The organism is Streptomyces sp. NPDC056987 (genome assembly GCF_042673865.1).
Classification (GTDB): domain Bacteria; phylum Actinomycetota; class Actinomycetes; order Streptomycetales; family Streptomycetaceae; genus Streptomyces.
Genome location: NZ_JBHURV010000017.1, coordinates 37,497 through 54,278, shown reverse-complemented (window position 1 = coordinate 54,278; position 16,782 = coordinate 37,497). Strand labels below are relative to the sequence as shown.

Genomic DNA, 16,782 nt, shown 5'->3' with positions numbered 1-16,782 from the left:
AAGCCTCTCAGCGCCCGCGCTGCAAGCGAATGTTCTGGGTCCAGGCGTTCGTCCCGCCCCTCGGCGTGGTCTTGCAAGCGGGGGCGTAGCAGCGCCAGACCCAGCTACCGTCCTTCCTACGGCGGATCTCGATCTCTGTCCCGTTGCAGCGCCCACAGCGGGGCGGAGCCGCGAAGACCGCCGCGTGCTCGTGTTCCAGCAGTTTCCGGGCGAAGTGGGCGCCCCGCATCGTCAGCATGACCTCACGGGTCCAGTTCTGCGAGAGGGCGTTGAGGCTACCGAGCATCACCGTCCGCTCGTCGACGACCGCGATCTTCTGGTGCATGACGTTCATCGGTACGACAACATGCGCGACGGTTCTCAGGTCGGTGATGAGTTTCTGGTTGGCCGGCTTCTTCTGGAGCTGATCGGTGTCGTCGCGGATGAAGACATTGATCCGCACTCCGCGGTCGGCCGCAGTGCGCAACTCGGGCAGCAGGGAGCTGACCCGCTTCGCCACCCAGGGTGCCCAGAGCCACAGGGAGTGTCGTGCGTGGCGGATCTCCTCGGTGAACGTGCGGTAGAAGTCGCGTTCGTCGTCGATCTCAGTCACCTCGACGTGCCGGCTCAGTACCTCGGCGAGCGCGGTGCCGAACTCGCCACGGAACGTGGGCGGCGCGGTCGGCGGCGTGATCAGGGTCTTGGCCTGGACGACCCGCACCCCACGCCGGACGTCGATGAGCGCCGCAAGCTGTGCCAGGGGCGATCCCGGATCCGCGTTCTTGACCCGTTCACCGCTGGCGATGACGTACAAGCGGGTCTTGACACGGGTGACGGCCACATTAAAAAGGCGGACGCCGTCCCTGGGCCAGCTGTTGGCCGCCGGTCGGAGGTGAGCGCGGGCCATCCACAACTCGCGGCTGCCGACCCCGCCCTCCACAGTGTCGAAGACGACGATGTCGAACTCCCGGCCCTGGAACTTGTGGGCGGTGCCCACCTCGGCCAGTGCGTCCCCTCCCGGGCCCTCGATGTCCCGCAGCGCCTCCAGAGTGGCGTCGGACTGAACGCGGTAGGGCGTGACGATGCCCGTCTCCTCGCCCTGCTCGCGATGCAGCTCCACGAGCGCCCGCGCGATCAGTGAGCCCGCCGGCCACCAGCCGCTGCGGCTTCCCGTCAGGTGCGCCCTTGCCAGCTCGTGCAGCCCATCCGTGTCGATCAGTACGATCTCCGGGTCGTCCGCCGGGCGTGCCGCCCGCGTCCGGCCGCCTCCACCGAGCACTCCGCCGTACGCGAGGCCGTTGGCCAACCGCATCACGGTGGGGCCGAAGCGGTGCTGTTGGGTGAGGGTGACGCACGCGGGGTGGGCCTGGGCATCGGACGGTCCCGCGATCCCGCAGTGCTGGAAGACGTCCGGAAGCAGCCAGCGCTTGATGTCCGCGCGATCGTGGTCTTTGATCTCGGACGGGATGACCGCGCCCAGCTGCATGAAGTCCCCGAGGAGGACCGCGGCCCGCCCCGCCTTGCCCGTGGCGAGCAGAACTTCGGGCAGAGTGGCCGCACCTGCCTCGTCCACGAGGACGGTGTCGTACGGGCCCTCGAAGACCGCCCGGTTCGTACGGAACCGGGCCAGGGTCGTCGCCACCAGCTTGGCGCCTTTGACAATTTCGCTCTGGGCATCGCGGGCGAGGCGCTCGTACTCCTCCTGGACTTCCCCGTACCGCTTCTCCAGTACGGCCTGCTGGGTCGTGTCGGCACCTACGACCGGGCGCAGTCGGCGGGCCAGGTCGAACCGGGCCGGCCAGTCCCGCTGCTCGGCCTGCCTCGTCAGGTCGCCGGCCCGCTGTGCCCTCTCCGCGGCCTTCTCCAGCCGTACCTTGTCCTCTTTGCACCCGTCGTAGTGGCGTCCGGCTCGCTGTTCTGCCGCCAGCCGGGCTTTGACGTCGGCCGCCAGGGCGGCAATCTGTTCCCGAGTGAGCGGGATGGTGTCGACCAGTGCTGTGATCTGAGCTTCGAGGGTCGCGATGTGAGTGGAGGCCGTAGCGCGGGCCGCGGTCGCCGACTGCTTGGCGGTTGCGGCAGCCTCCTCGGCGTCGGTCAGTTGCCGCTGAAGCTCGCTGACATTTTCGCGCAGACGCCACTTCTTCACTGCGCCCTTGCGCTCCATTCCCTTCAGCTCTTGGCCCAGAGCATCGCAGGTGCCTTGTGCCAGCAGCGCGGCTGACTCACGGAACTCCGCCGCCTCGCGGGTGCGAACAACTTCTTCGGACAGTCCGTCGACTTGGCGCCACTGCGCCCGCGACGACTCCGCCGCCTTGTCACGGGCTGCAGCGGTCTCGGCCGCGGACAATGTGTCCCGGAACGCCGTCTCGGCGTCGGCCAGCCGTCGACCGGCGGCTTCCGCCCTCGACCGTGCCGATGCGGGATCCTCACCAGGCGTGCGGATCAGCTTCAGCGCCGCGAAGTAGGCAGAGGAGTCGAATCCGGCCAGCCCGTTGTCCAGGGTGGCGAGCTCTTCGGCTCGGCGTTTGATCGCGACGAGCTCGGCTTCGAGGGCGCTGCGCCGGTCGGCCGTATCCGCCAGACGCGCCTTGACCATCAGCGGCAGCGACACCGAAGGGTCCTCGGCCACTTCCCGCAGATGCGGTGGGCCCACCCGGACGACGTCGCCGGGGCTGTGCCGCTTGGCCCGCACCACCCCGAGCAGAGCGTTGTCCACGGCGATGTTCGTGGCCGAAACCAGCAGTACCCGATCGCCCCTTGCCATGAGATCCCCGATGGCACGCTTCAGGACGGTCGTCTTCCCTGTCCCCGGAGGTCCCCACACCAGGAATATTCCCTCACCGAGGCAGGCCCGGTACGCGTCGCCTTGGGCGGCGTGGAACCCGGGCGGGTCCGCCTCGTGGGCCGGGGCCCCGCCGATGCGGCCGGCCGCCAGCGCTGCCGCCAGAGGATGCTCGCCAAGTCCGGAAACGCCGTCGCGCAGGGCCTCGATGAGGAAGGTGGGCGGCTGCCTCAGCATCCAGAGGTGCGGATCGGCCACCTCGGCGAACTCGGCCACCCGTAGCATCAGCAGGGAACCGTTCTGCACGATTTCCGAGACGGCGAAGCCGTTTGTCTCGACGCCGCCCTTCTCCGGTCCGGCAAGGCGCAGACTGTCGAGCTGATCGGGCCCGATGTCGGAGCCACGGAGATCGACGGCGTACTGGCCGGCGTCCCCGGTGCGAGCCGCCCGACCGATGCGCTGCCAGCGAGGCTGCTTGCCGGCGCCGCCTTCCACGTTGATCCACTCGCCCAGCGCCGTGGCGATCTCCTCGCGCCAGCCCACGTACCAGTCCCCCCGCCTGTGGCCCTCGAGTCCGGAGCGGCAAATCTACCCACGCTCGCCAGGTGATATAGCGGGATTACGTGACGCACGGTCAGAATCATCGGCAGGCATGCTCGCCCCACCAATCGAGGCAGCCTCAATCACGCAAGCTGTGCACGACATACGTCATGTGCTGGGCATTACCGACCCAGAGCCAGGTACTGAAGTTGCCCGTTCCACCGGTTCCGCTGCCGTACGCGCAGTCGCGCAGCCATGCCTCGGCGGCTCCGGCGACCGGTCCCCGGAATTGGGGCATGTCCAGTAGTCGACGGGCGGCCGTACGATTGTGGGCGACGCGAGCGTCGCCACGTGTCAGCATCTTGGCGACGACATAGGACTGTTCGGTGGTGTAGCGCAGCACGCCCCAAGGGGGTCCGCCCTTTCCGGACCGTGTGTCGCGGGCGAGGCTTGCGGCGGGTTGAGCACCGTAGTCACCGTAGCGGAGCCTGGGTAGGTAGGCTCGGTCGCCTTCGGTCACATGGCACCACGTTTTCCATTCCCTGCGCGGCTGTTCGTACCATCCCTCCTCCAACGCCCCGGCTGTCGCCTGAAGGACGCCGCCGCCGATCATGGCGATAGTTCTCCAAGCAGCGAGGGAGTGCATGGCGTCAAGCGCCCGAAGAGTCTCCTTGCCGGCGTCGGGCCGGTCGGCGAGGACACCGCCGAGATCCAGGAGCAGATCCACAGGGACCCTGGGATCAGTGCGTTCCAGCAGGTCATGTACTGCGTCGGCGGTGTCGCCGTCCCATTCCCCCGGCATACGGACACGGATACCGATGCCGTCGCCGGAGTCCGCCGCAGTGGCCATCGCCGACTGTTGCTGCCGGGCAGACCGCTCAGGGCCAGTCACCGGACGCAACGGGCCGAATGTTCCGGCGCGCCGCAGGACCGCGGCGAGCGGGAGTACGTGGGTGTCGTCCGCGAAAGGTGCGTCCAGCCATGCCGCGTGATGACGCTGAGCCTTGCCCACCACGGCCACCTCTCTGCGGACCGCGGCGGCCAGCGCCGACGGCGACAGGCCGTGGTGGGGCGGCAGACTCCACAACGGTGCCGTGGCGCCTTGAACTTCGGGACGGAGGCGGCGATATGCGTCTGCCGCATACGGACGGGTCGGAAGTACGGGCACGTACAGCGGTCCGGACATGGCGGCTCCCTCGGCGCTGCCGTTGCCTCCCCTGATGACCAGGGTGACCGCGTGCCGCGCGCCGGGAAAGAACCCATTCCCGGCCATCATGTCCGAAGAGTGACATGTCTGCGCATCAAGGACTCATGTGATCTCACTGCCCGCCTTTGCCTACGGGCTCCTCTCCGCGGCAGCCGTCCTCACTCTCCGCTGCCGGTGGCAGGGGACAGCGATGACGACCGCCGCGGGATCTCCGTCAGGTCCGGGTGCAGGCCTGCGGGCACGGCTGCGGGCTGCGAACCGTCCCGGAGGCGAGCTGCCGCCGCGCACTCGGACAAAGTCAGGAGCACGGTGGCCCGTCGGGGGTGCCGTCGGGCAGTAGTTCGCGTTCGGCATCGGTGTAGTCCCGGCCGGCGGCGTCGCAGAGGGCGCGGAACTGCGCCTCGGGGCGGAGGTCGAAGTTCTGCCGCGCGGCCCCCGAGTCGACGGCCAGCCGGTGCCCGTCGACGTAGGCCCACCCCGGTACGGCCGGGATCGAGAGGCCGCTTCCGTCGCTGTCGGGGTCGGTGAGATACAGCAGCCCGGCGCGGGAGACGACCACGTCCCCGTCCGGTGTCAGTCCGACGAGACTGTCGTCCACCGTCCACGGAATGCTGCGTGCGGACTGCTTCCTGGCCGCTACGTCCCAGACCCGCGCCTGACCATCGGTGTTGACGACCGCGAGGTGCGTGCCCGCAGGATCGAAGGCGAGCGTTGCCGCGTACGGCTTGTCGTTGAACACCTGATCGAGCGAGCTGACAGGGGCACCGCGCAGCGCGTCGACGCGCCGGGGTCCCCGCAGGTCCCACAGCAGGATCTCGCCGCGCCCGGAGCCACCGGTCGTGACCACCGCGACCTGTCCGGGGTGGTCCGGCCTGGCCACGAGCTGAACACCGACGAAGATGTCGTCCAGGCCCTCGTCCTCCTGCGGGCCTTGACGGGCGGAGAAGGGCCGTGTCGTCATCCTTCCGTCGGTGGCGTCGATCCGCGCCAGCCGGGCGCCGTCGGAGATCACGGCGATCTCACTGCCGCCGATACCGACCACGCCTTGGATCCGGCCGAAGTCCGGCGCCGCGTCACCGAGGGCCACGGGGCGGGAGCCGAGGTCGGCCACCGCGTACGACCAGCGCAGCCGGCCCTCCCGGTCCCACAGCACGACCCGCCGGGAGTCGGCGGTCCAGGCCAGCTTCCACCGCTCCACTTGGCCTGGGGTCGGTTCGGGAACCCGAACCGACCGCAGTCGCTTGCGGGAGACGTCCAGGACCGCGAGTCGGCCGTTTCCGGCCCGGGCGAGGAGACGCTTGTCCGGGGACAATGCCTCGCTCTGCACACCACTGGAATGGAAGCGCTCGCTGCCGACCGGCTCGGCGCGTGTCTCCACCAGCGTCGAGCCCACGGCCGCCAGGACCGTGAGCCCGCCGCCCTTCCTCGGGACGGCCGCCACACCCGCCCCGTACAGGGACGCGTCGCCCGAATAGGGAATGCGGGTACGGAAGGTGCGGCCGGTCCGTGCGTCGGTCAGAATCTTTTCCTGGTAGCTCAGCCCTTTGAGTACCGTCTCGTCGGCGCTGTTGATGTTGAGGTACTCGACGGTGTAGCGGGTGGTGGCGTCGGGAAGTCTTCCCCCGACGGGCACCTGGTACGAACGCCCCGGTGTCCGGCCGAGCTCCAGGGCTGTTCCCGACGGCGTCCGGTCGAGTTCCAGCGCCCTTCCGGTGTCGGTGTGGACGACGACCTCGCCCCCTGCCCGCAGTTCCGCCCCATGGTCCGCAGCCACCCTTCTGGAGTACAGCCGGCTCCCGGACGCCAGATCGCGCACCTCGACGACGCTCCCGTCCGTTGTGGAGTTGAGTACCGCCACCGAGTCCGGGTCGGAGGTGAACGCGACATCGTCCATGCCGTCCCGCAGCGGGATCCGGTGGAGCGCCTCCGTGCGGTCGCCGAACGGGGTCTCCCACACGGCCACAAGACCTGAACTGCACCCCTCGCCGACGGTGACGCACCCGCGGAGAGGGGCGATCGCCAGCAGCAGTCGCCTGCCGTCGCCGCTGAAGTCGAGACTTGCCTTCACCTCGCCCCCGCGGACTTCGTGGGGGCCCGGCTCCAGCGTCGCCGGGCGCTTCGCGCCGTCTCCGTCCGTCCGCCACAGGCGGACACTCTCCAGGCCGGCGGTGGCCGCGACGAAGCGTCCGTCGGGGCTCACCGCGACGCGCAGCTTGCCGTCGGGGACGTCGGCGAGTTCCCTCGCGCGGGGTTTCCCGTCGAGGGCGCCGGTGATCACGGTGAGCGTGGACCGCTCACCGGCTGTCGCCTCCGATTCGACCACCAGCACCCGGCCGTCCTCGCTCGCGGCCAGACTGTGGACACTGCCGCGCCACAGGGACGGATAGGTGCCCGTGACGTACTGGCCCCGCGTGTACTGACTCAGCAGCGCCTGCCGGGTGTGTGCGGTGGGTTTCGCGTGCCACGCGGCCAGAGCCAATTGCAGTGCCGTACCCGGGTCGTTGGCCGGGCGCTCCTCGGCGGCCTGGGCGAGGAGGCCGGCCGCCTGGGCGCGGAGTTGGTCCTCGGCCCGCTGGAGGTTCTGATAGGTGGTGAACGCCAGGATGAGCGCGACGGCGCTCAGCACGCCCACCCCCGTCATCGCGTTCCGCCACAGTCGGGCGACCCGGCGGGTATGTCTGCCGCTGAGGTGGATGTACTCCCGTTCGGCCGGGGAGATGTCGTCCGGTTCGGGGTGCGCCTCCAGCAGGCGCTCCGCCTCGGCCAGGTCCGTGCCGCTGAGCAGGCGGGCGGGCTCGCGCTGCTGGGACTGCCAGCGGTTCAGGTCGGCGCGTACCTGTTCCTGCCGGAGGCGGAAGTCGCGGGAGTCGACGAGCCAGCCCCGCAGCAGCGACCAGTGGACGGTCAGGGCCTCGTGCGCCAGGTCGACGATCTCCTCGTGCTCGTCGTCGCCCGGTGTGTGGGAGAGGACGACTAGCTTTCCGCGTGCCAAATCCCGTGCAAGGGAAACGAGTTCCGGGGCGAGGTCGGTCGTGCGGGTGGGCCTGCGGGTGAAGGTGACGCCGTCGCCCGGGCGGGCGAGCTGGACGAAGAGCCGCCGGGCGCGGTCCTGTTCGGTTTTCGACAGCTTGGCGTAGGCGTCGTCCGCGTAGCCGACGAGCGCGCCCGCGACGCCGCCCAGGTCGTCGTAGGCCGCGTGGGTGAGCATGGCGCGGCTGCGCCGCCGCCACAGCTCGGTCAGCGCGAACTGGACGAGCGGCATACGGCCCGGCTCGTCACCCGCGTCCGCGACGATCCTCTCCGGCAGGCCCGCTTCGAACCACAGCCCGGGTACGGCGTCGACGGGCGCCGTCACCGCTTGTTCGAGGCCCTCCCCTGCGAGCGGGGCGAGGAACTGGACGGCCTCGCTGACGAGGGCGGAGGTTCCGGCCGTGTTCAGGGCGTCGAGCGAGTCGGGGCGTGCCGTCGCCACGATCCGCAGTCCGTCGCCGGCCAGGTCGGCGAACAGGCCGAAGAGCGCACGGCCCGCGTCCGGTTCGGCGCCCACGTACTCCTCGAACTGGTCCACGAAGAGGACATGGCGGGAGCCTCCGCTCCGGGCCAGCACCCGGGCGCGCAGTGCGGAGGCGATGCCGTCGCCCGCGTCCAGCAGGCCCGCCAGCTCCTCCGCCTTGGCGAGGCGGTCGATCTCGCCCAGCTCCGGTTCCAGCACTCCGGCCAGCGCCCGCGCGACGACGGCGGCCGGGCGCACCCCCGGCACGGGCCGCAGCGCCGTGACGTCCGCCCCGGCCGCCCGCAGCCGGCGCAGTACCCCGGCCCGTACGAGCGACGACTTGCCGCACCCCGAAGGCCCGGCCACCAGCGTCAGGGCACGGCTGCGTACGGCGGCGAGCAGTCGTTCGGTGTCGGCGTCCCGGCCGTGGAAGAACTCCGCCGCGTCCTCGGTGAACGCGGACAGCCCCTGGAACGGGCACCGCGGCTCCAGCGTCGCCTCGTCGACCAGATCGGCCGAGGGCAGCAGATACGCGGTGGGCTGCCCCGGGTGTGCGGCGACCGTCATGCCGACGACGCCGTTCTGTGTGTCGTCCCAGACCGGCGCCCCGCTGAAGCCCTCCACGATGCGCGGGCCCGGTTCGTCCGTCTCCATCTGCACCCATCCGGTGCCCTGCCCGGCGCGCAGCGTCCCGCGGGCCCACACGCCGTGGTCGGCGCCGGCCGGGAAGCCCATTGTCCGGAAGGTGTGTCCCCACACGTCCGTCCCGTCGGCCAGCGGTGCGGGCCGGGCGCCCTCGGCCGGTTCACCGAGCCGCAGCAGCGCGACATCGGCGCCGCCGGTACGCCAGGACTCCACCGTCGCGCGCGCCCGGGGACGGTCGGCGAGCAGGGGAAAGTCGAACTCGACCGTCCCGTCAGGCGGTTCGTCCGGTCCGTCCTCCGGCAGGCCGAGCGCGCCGGCGACGACATGCGCACAGGTGCACAGCACGTCCCCGGCGATCAGGAATCCGGCCCCGGCCACCTGGCCGTCGCTCGCGTACACCCGTACCTGCGACGCCTCCAGGACGTCGTTCCCCCGTACAGCGGCCATGGCCGGTCCCCCCGGATCCCCTGTCCGACGGCACGTCACGCACATCGGCCCAACTGCTCCAAGGCGTCACTTTACGCACAACGCCCGTGCGGAGCGGACGATTCGGCGGAGTGTGACGGCGCGCGGACCGGCCCTCCCGGGGCCCTGGGAGGGGCTGGAGCGGCTCGATGGCCTGAAGAGATCGGTGGGTCGTGACCGATTGATGGATCCTGCCTCAAAGCCTGACCACAAATTCCACACACCCTCTCTTCATCCTGGCCTCGATGGTCTAGATTGACCGTGCTTCGGCCCTTCGGGCCCGAGGTGACTGTTAATGATCTATAGGTCCGGCCGTACGGAAAGCCAGCAGTCACGCCCCCGGCGCCAGGCGCCGGGGTGAGCAGTTCCTGGAGCCCGGGAGGGGCCTTGGGCGCGGGGAGCGCCCGGGGTTTCGACGGGATTCCGCGCACCTTGAGAGACCGGCAGGGCCTCCGAGTCCGTTGCCGTCAGGGCGGGTTGTTCACGTCGTTCTCGAACAGCCCGGTTGGCATGTGCGGGGGGGGGGCGGGGGTCCCCGGGGGAGGAACGGTGCGGGAGGTGGGGGCCTCCCGGAGCGGAGCACAGTGTGAGGCGAAGTCGTCGAACCACTGGGGACCTTGGGGGGTTCTGTGCGTCAAGGGGGATTACTCAGCCCTTTTCCGTCAGCGCGCGGGCGTCTGGCGAACGGGGCGATGAGCCGGCCCGCGAGCGACTGGGAGCAGCGGTACCGCCGTACCGTGATCGCCGGCGATACGGTGGCCACCGCCTTCGTGGTGGCGGCGATCGGCAATTTCTTCGGGGCCCGGGACGCGGCCAACTGGCATGAGAAGTGGGGGATTCTCGCCTTCGGCACCGAACTGCTGGTGCTGGGGGCGCTCGCGGTGGGCCGGTCATGGGCTCCGGCCGTGCTCGGCCAGGGCGCCGAGGAATTCCGCCGGCTCGGGCGCTCGCTGTTCGCGGCGACCGTCCTCCTGGCGCTCGGCGGGATCGCCCTCACCTCGCGCAACATCAAGCTCTGGATCTTCGTGGCGATCCCCGCGATCGCGCTCGTCACCATGACCGTGCGGTATCTGCTGCGCCTCTGGCTGCACCGACAGCGGAAGGAAGGGCGGTGTCTGAGACCGGTGCTCGCCGCCGGGAGCCCGGACACCGTACGCGATCTGATCAGCCGGACCCGCAAGTTCCCGCACCTCGGCTGGCGGGTGGACGCGGTGTGCACGACGGACGGCTTCGGGCCCGACGCCGGGCAGTTGGACGGTGTGCCGGTCGTCGGCCGGCCGGCGGATGTCGCGGGCCATGTCCGGCGCGACGGCTACCGGGTCGTCGCGATCACACCGGATCCGCACTGGTCGCCGGACCGGCTGCAGCGGCTGGCCTGGAACCTCGAAGGCAGCGACGCCGAGATGGTCGTGGCCCCCGTGCTGATGGAGGTGGCCGGTCCGCGGCTGCACATCGACGCGGTGCTCGGGATCCCGCTGCTGCGGGTCAGCATGCCGGCCTTCACCGGGGGCCGCCGGGCCGTCAAGGAGGTCGTCGACCGGCTGGGCGCGGCGGTCCTGCTGGTGGTGTTCGCGCCGCTGATGGCGTTCGTCGGGCTGCTCGTGGTGGCGGACAGCCGGGGCGGGGCGTTCTACCGCCAGCGCAGGGTCGGCAAGGACGGCCGCGAGTTCACCATGTTCAAGTTCCGCACCATGGTCGCCGGGGCCGACCGGGCACGCGACGGGCTGGCCGACCGTAACGAGGGCGCCGGCCTGCTGTTCAAGCTCCGCCGGGATCCGCGGGTGACCCGGGTGGGGGCGGTGCTGCGCCGGTACTCGGTCGACGAGCTCCCGCAGCTCTTCAACGTACTCACCGGCTCGATGTCGCTGGTCGGCCCGCGGCCTCCGCTGCCGGAGGAGTCCGCCGCGTACGGCCCGGACATCCGGCGGCGACTGCTGGTCAAACCCGGGCTCACCGGTCTGTGGCAGATCAGCGGACGCAGCGACCTGTCGTGGGAGGAGGCGGTCCGGCTGGACCTGCGGTACGTGGAGGACTGGTCGCTCGCCCTGGACACGGTGATCTTGTGGAAGACCCTGCGTGCCGTGGTCTACGGGCAGGGGGCCTACTGATGCGCGGCGATCGCCATCCCGCCGGCGCGCGGAAAGCAGGCCGGGGATGCCTGCCTTGGGGGAGGAACGGGTCATGAGAGCTGGGGGGAGGAACGCGTCATGAGAGTCAGTGTTCTCGGGCTCGGTTACGTGGGCTGTGTGTCGGCCGCGTGCCTGGCCGGCATGGGGCACGAGGTCATCGGGGTGGACGTGAACCAGGTGAAGGTCGACCTGGTCAACGACGGCAAGGCCCCGGTGGTCGAGGAGCGGATCGGCGAGCTGGTCGCCGAGGGCGTGCGGACCGGGGCGTTACGCGCCACCGGCGACGTCCGCGAGGCGATCGCGGACAGCGAGGTGTCGCTGGTCTGCGTGGGCACACCGTCGGAGCCCAACGGCAGCCTGTGCACCACGTACTTGGAGCGGGTCACCGAGGAGATCGGCGCGGCGCTGGCCGAGGGGGCCGAGCAAGGGGGCCGGCACACCGTGGTGTTCCGCAGCACCATGCTCCCGGGCACCTGTCTGAACCTGCTGCTGCCGATCCTGGAGAAGTACGTCGGCGGCACGGCCGGGGTGGACATCGGGGTCGCGGTCAACCCGGAGTTCCTGCGCGAGGGCACGAGCGTGCGGGACTTCTTCGACCCGCCCAAGACCGTCATCGGCGAACTCGACCCGGCGAGCGGCGATGTGGTGGCGGCGCTGTACGAGGGCCTGCCCGGCGAGGTGTTCCGGGTGCCGGTCCCGACGGCCGAGGCGATCAAGTACGCGGACAACGCGTTCCACGGACTCAAGATCGGCTTCGCCAACGAGCTGGGCGCGGTGTGCCAGGCGCTCGGGGTGGACTCGCACCAGGTGATGGACGTGTTCCTGGCCGACCGCAAGCTGAACATCAGCCCCGCCTATCTGCGGCCCGGCTTCGCCTTCGGCGGCTCCTGCCTGCCCAAGGACCTGCGCAGCCTGGTCCACGCGGCGCGGCGCGCCGATGTCTCGGTGCCCATCCTCGCCCATGTGCTGCCCTCCAACGCCGACCATCTGCAGCGCGCGGTGGAGCTGGTCGAGCGCACCGGCAAGCGCCGGGCGGGGCTGTTCGGGCTGTCCTTCAAACCCGGCACCGACGACCTCCGCGAGAGCCCGCTCGTCGAGCTGGCGGAGCGGCTCTTCGGCAAGGGGTACGACCTGCGGATCTACGACGCCAATGTGAGCCTGTCCCGGCTGCTCGGCGCGAACCGCGAGTACATCGAGACCCGGCTGCCGCACCTGGCGCAGCTTCTCGCGGACTCCGTCGAGGAGGTGCTGGACCATGCCGAGGTGTGTCTCGTCGGGACCAGGGATCCGGCCGTGCTGGCGGCGCTGCCCCACGGCGAGGGACCGGTGATCGTCGACCTCGTCCGCCTTCCCGACGCCGAGGCGCGCCGGGCCGAGCCGGGGTACGTGGGCCTTGCCTGGTGACGTGAGCGGCGGCGGCCGGCCGGGCCGGCGCGCGCTGATCCTGGTGGAGAACCTGTCCGTGCCGTTCGACCGGCGGGTGTGGCAGGAGTGCACGACGCTGCGCGACGCGGGCTGGGAGGTGCATGTCATCTGCCCCCGGGGAAGCAAGCGGGACACGGAGGCGGAGGCGGAGATCGACGGGGTGCGGATCCACCGCTACCCGTTGCGCGCGGCCACCGGAGGGCCGGCCGGCTACCTGCGGGAGTACGGAGCGGCGCTGTGGCACACCGTACGGCTGGCCCGGAAGGTCGGCCCGGTCGACGTGGTCCACGCCTGCAACCCGCCCGACCTGCTGTTCCTGCCGGCCCTGTGGCTGAAGCGGCGCGGCGCGCGGTTCGTCTTCGACCAGCACGACCTGGTGCCCGAGCTGTACCTCTCCCGGTTCGGCCGCGGCGAGGACCTGCTCCACCGCGCCGTGTCCGCGCTGGAACGGCTGACGTACCGGGCCGCGGACATCGTGCTCGCCACGAACGAGAGCTACCGGGACGTCGCGGTGCGCCGGGGCGGCCGGCGTCCGGCGGATGTCTTCGTGGTGCGCAGCGCGCCCGACACCGACCGGTTCCACCCCGTACCGCCCGAGCCGGAGCTGAAGCGCGGCAAGCCCCATCTGCTGTGCTACCTCGGCGTCATGGGCCCCCAGGACGGCGTCGACTATGCCCTGCGGGCCCTCGCGAAGCTCCGTGACGAGCTGGGGCGGACCGACTGGCACGCGGTGTTCGTCGGGGGCGGTGACACCTTCGACGCGATGGTGGCGCTGTCCCGGCGGCTCGGGCTCGCGGAGCAGGTGCAGTTCACCGGGCGCGTTCCGGACGCCGAGCTGGTGCGCTACCTGTCGACGGCGGACGTGTGCCTCTCCCCCGACCCGTGCAATCCGCTCAACGACGTGTCCACGATGAACAAGGTCCTGGAGTACATGGTGATGGGCCGGCCGATCGTCTCGTTCGACCTCCGGGAGGCGCGCGTCTCCGCCGGTGACGCCGCCGTGTACGCGTCCGCCGACGACGAGGCCGAGTTCGCCGCGCTCATCGCGCTGCTGCTGGACGATCCGGAGCGGCGGGCCCGGATGGGCAAGATCGGCCAGGAGCGGATCGGCGGGGCGCTCTCCTGGCGGAACTCCCAGCGCGCGCTGCTCGCCGCCTACGCCGCCGCCTGCCGGGACAGCGCTCCGGCGCCGGCGGGCGGCCCGGACCGGGCAGGGAAGAGGCCGCACCGTTGAGCGACGACACGATACGGCTGGCCACGATCGGGCGGATCGTCCGCCGGCGCCGGCGACTGCTCGCCTTCGTCGCCGTGGCGGGCGCGCTCGTCGGGTTCGCCGCCTCCGTGCTCTTCCCGCCGCGGTACACGACATCGGCGTCGGTCCTGCTGCCGGGGGCGTGGGAGGAGCGCGAGCTGCTGACGCAGGCGGAGATCGCGACCAGTTCGGTGGTGCTCGACCGCGCGGCCGCGGCGCTCGGCCGGGCCGGGGCCGGGGACGGCGCGCTGCGGGACCGGGTGAGCGCCGAGGCCGCCGACGGGAACATCATCAGGATCTCGGGCACGGCCGACACCCCGGAGCGCGCGCGGCGGCTCGCCGACGAGGTGGCCCGGCAGTTCGTCGCGTTCGCCGCGCGGATCGCGGGCGACAGCACCGACCCCGAGGCGGCGGCGCGCCCCGAGGCGCTACGGGAGATGGTGACGCGGACCAGCCGCCGCATCACCGAGCTGGCCGACGCGGCCGATCCGGGGCAAACGGTGGAGAGCGTGGCGACCCGTACCGAGCTGGCGAAGCTGCGCACCGCGCTGCAGGAGGCCGTCAACAAGCTGGACCAGGCCGACCCGGCCGCCAACCAGGCCGGCATGGTCGTCATGGGGCCGGCGGCCCGGCCGGCCGGCGCGGCACCGCCGACGAGGGCGCAGCTCATCGGCGGCGGGGCGCTGCTGTTCTTCCTGCTCGCGATCGTCGGCCATCTCACCGCCGCGCGGATGAGCCGCCGGCCGCGCACCGGACCGGAGATCGCCGCGGCGCTGGGCTCGGCGCTGCTGGGCACCGTCGACGTACCGGATGAACGGCGCACGCACCGGCCGGAGGGCCGGGGCCCGCGGACCACGGTCCGCCGGCTGCTGGGCGCCGACGTCCGGTGGGACCTGCCGGTCCTGCCGGCGTCCGGCGACGAGGCCGGCCGGCGGATCCGCTACCGGCGGGTGTGCGCCCGCCTCCGGGACCAACTGGCGGGCCTCCGGCGGCTGCTGGTCGTCGTCCCGGACGGCGACGAGATTGCCCGCCGGGCCGCCGGGCGGCTCGTCGCCGAGGCCGGGAGCGAGCTGCTGCCGCGGGTGGTGGCGGTCCCGGTGTCCCGGCCGATGGTGCCGGACCGCGACGACGAGTCCGGGGCCCTGGTCGTGCTCGGCGCGGGCAACTGGACCGCCGGAGAGCTGACCGGCCTCGCCGAGGCGTGTGCGGACGCCGGGCACGAGGTCGTCGGTGTCGTCGTCGCCGGCGCGGTACGGGACCGTCCGACGCGCGCCGCCGGGCGTCCCCGGGACGCCGCCACGCCGGCGCTCGCGGTGGGCGCCGACGCGACGGGAGGTCCGGGGTGACGACGCGTACGACTCCGGAGCCGCCGACCGCCGCTCCGCTGCTGGACCTTCAGTCGCTGGTGGTGGCGGTACGCAGGCGGCGCCGCCTCTGGTGCTCCCTGGCGCTGCTGGGGCTGCTCGCCGGGGCGGCGGTGGCGGTCCTGATGCCGCAGCCGCCGACCGCGGTGACCACGGTGCTCGTCCTGCACCAGGAGGACCAGCCGAACGACCCCGGAACGCTGATCCGCACCGACGCCGCGCTGCTGCGGACCACGCTGATCGCCGGTCAGGCCCTGCGCTCCCTCGGGTCCCCGGAGAAACCGGAGGACTTCATGGCGGAGTACGGGGGTGTCGGCCTGACCAACAACCTGCTCCGGATCACAGTGACGGGTGACAGCGACGCGGCGGCGGTGGCCCGCGCCGGGGCGCTGGCCGAGGCGTTCGTCGCGGACCATGTGCGGCGGATACGGCAGGCCGCGAACGCCGAGTCCAAGGGGCTGCTCGACCAGCGTGACCGGATGCGGGACGAACTCGCCCAGGTCGACAAGGCGATCGGGGACGGACCGCCGCAGGGCGGGCCGCAGGCGTCCGCGGCCATGGAGTCGCTCTACGCCCGGCGGGCCGAACTCACCTCGCGGATCACCGACTTCGGCCGGCGGGCCTCGGAGGCGGGCATCGGCACGCCCCGGCTCGTCGCCGGCACACAGATCGTCGACGCCCCGCGCGCGGTGCGGCACTCCCTGCCGCGGACCGCCGCCACCAACTCCGGGATCGGGTTGGTCCTCGGGCTCGTCCTCGGGCTCTCGGTGGCCGCGGTCTCCACGGTGGTGGCGGACCGCCCCGTACTGCGCCGGGACATCGCGGCCAACCTCGGCGCCTCGGTCATCGCGGAACTGCCCCGCCGGCCGGCCGGGTGGTGGCGGCGCCGGCGGACCCGGGCGGCACACGAACGGCTCGTCACATCCCTGGCGCGCACCGTGCGCGGCTCCGACCGGCCGGTGTCGCTGCTGGAGCTGGGGTGCCCGCGCGGCGCGAGCGCGATCGCCCTGGACCTCGGCCGGGCACTGGCGGCGGAGGGGCCGGTGGTCGTCGTCGACGGTCTGCCCGGCGGCCGGCTGGCCGGCCGCCGCCCGAAGCCGGGAGACCCGGCCGTGGTCAGCGGCGAGGAGGCCGCGGCCGGGTCGGGTCAGGAGCGCCGGCTCGGCGTCGGCTCGGTGGCGCCCGGCACGGCGTGGACCGACCTGCGGCACCTCGGCACCCGGACCGTGCTCGTCGTACGGGCCGGGCACGGCAGCGCCGCGTGGCTGCACACCGTGGCGCGCCACCTCGCGGACCAGCGCGTCCCGGTGATCGGTGTGGTGCTGATCGACCCCGATCCGCGTGACCGGACCGACGGCACGCTGTGGAACGGGCCGGGCACCGCGCCGCCCGGCCGGAACGAGCCCGCGGCCCGGCGGAACGGGACGGAGCGAGGACGGACGGAGCGGCTGCCGAGCTGGGCGGCACGGGTCCCGGACAGCGACCAGGAGGCACGGTAGGA

Annotated in this window: 8 protein-coding genes; 5 read left to right on the top strand and 3 right to left on the bottom strand. The window is 72.0% G+C overall.

Annotated elements, in window-relative coordinates; genetic code table 11:
• Window positions 1-7: 7 nt before the first annotated feature.
• The 3 genes from ACFTZC_RS20650 to ACFTZC_RS20640 form a co-directional block, all read right to left on the bottom strand.
• Window positions 8-3,304, bottom strand: coding sequence for an AAA domain-containing protein (locus tag ACFTZC_RS20650; protein ID WP_382891711.1), 3,297 nt, complete (start codon window positions 3,302-3,304; stop codon window positions 8-10).
• A gap of 136 nt (window positions 3,305-3,440) precedes the next feature.
• Window positions 3,441-4,577 (bottom strand): hypothetical protein, encoded by a 1,137-nt coding sequence (locus tag ACFTZC_RS20645; protein ID WP_382891709.1) that lies wholly within the window; start codon window positions 4,575-4,577, stop codon window positions 3,441-3,443.
• Between the two features lie 229 nt (window positions 4,578-4,806).
• Entirely contained in the window at window positions 4,807-9,093 is a 4,287-nt protein-coding gene (locus ACFTZC_RS20640; RefSeq protein ID WP_382891707.1) for a trypsin-like peptidase domain-containing protein, read from the bottom strand.
• A gap of 647 nt (window positions 9,094-9,740) precedes the next feature.
• Between ACFTZC_RS20640 and ACFTZC_RS20635 the strand changes: the two genes are divergently transcribed.
• From ACFTZC_RS20635 to ACFTZC_RS20615, 5 genes are all read left to right on the top strand, one after another.
• Window positions 9,741-11,219, top strand: a complete 1,479-nt coding sequence (locus ACFTZC_RS20635) for a sugar transferase (protein ID WP_382891705.1) — start codon at window positions 9,741-9,743, stop codon at window positions 11,217-11,219.
• A 99-nt stretch (window positions 11,220-11,318) separates the two neighbouring features.
• The gene (locus ACFTZC_RS20630; protein ID WP_382891703.1) at window positions 11,319-12,644 is read left to right on the top strand and encodes a nucleotide sugar dehydrogenase; all 1,326 of its coding nucleotides are present in this window, start codon (window positions 11,319-11,321) and stop codon (window positions 12,642-12,644) included.
• Entirely contained in the window at window positions 12,634-13,899 is a 1,266-nt protein-coding gene (locus ACFTZC_RS20625) for a glycosyltransferase family 4 protein (RefSeq protein ID WP_382891701.1), read from the top strand. The genes ACFTZC_RS20630 and ACFTZC_RS20625 overlap by 11 nt, the downstream gene beginning before the upstream one ends.
• A complete protein-coding gene (locus ACFTZC_RS20620; protein ID WP_382891699.1) occupies window positions 13,896-15,263 on the top strand; it encodes a Wzz/FepE/Etk N-terminal domain-containing protein in 1,368 nt (455 codons plus the stop codon). Before ACFTZC_RS20625 ends, ACFTZC_RS20620 begins: the two co-directional genes overlap by 4 nt.
• Window positions 15,260-16,780 carry a Wzz/FepE/Etk N-terminal domain-containing protein gene (locus ACFTZC_RS20615; protein WP_382891697.1) on the top strand — a complete coding sequence of 507 codons (1,521 nt, stop codon included), beginning with the start codon at window positions 15,260-15,262 and terminating at the stop codon, window positions 16,778-16,780. The genes ACFTZC_RS20620 and ACFTZC_RS20615 overlap by 4 nt, the downstream gene beginning before the upstream one ends.
• Window positions 16,781-16,782 lie beyond the last annotated feature (2 nt).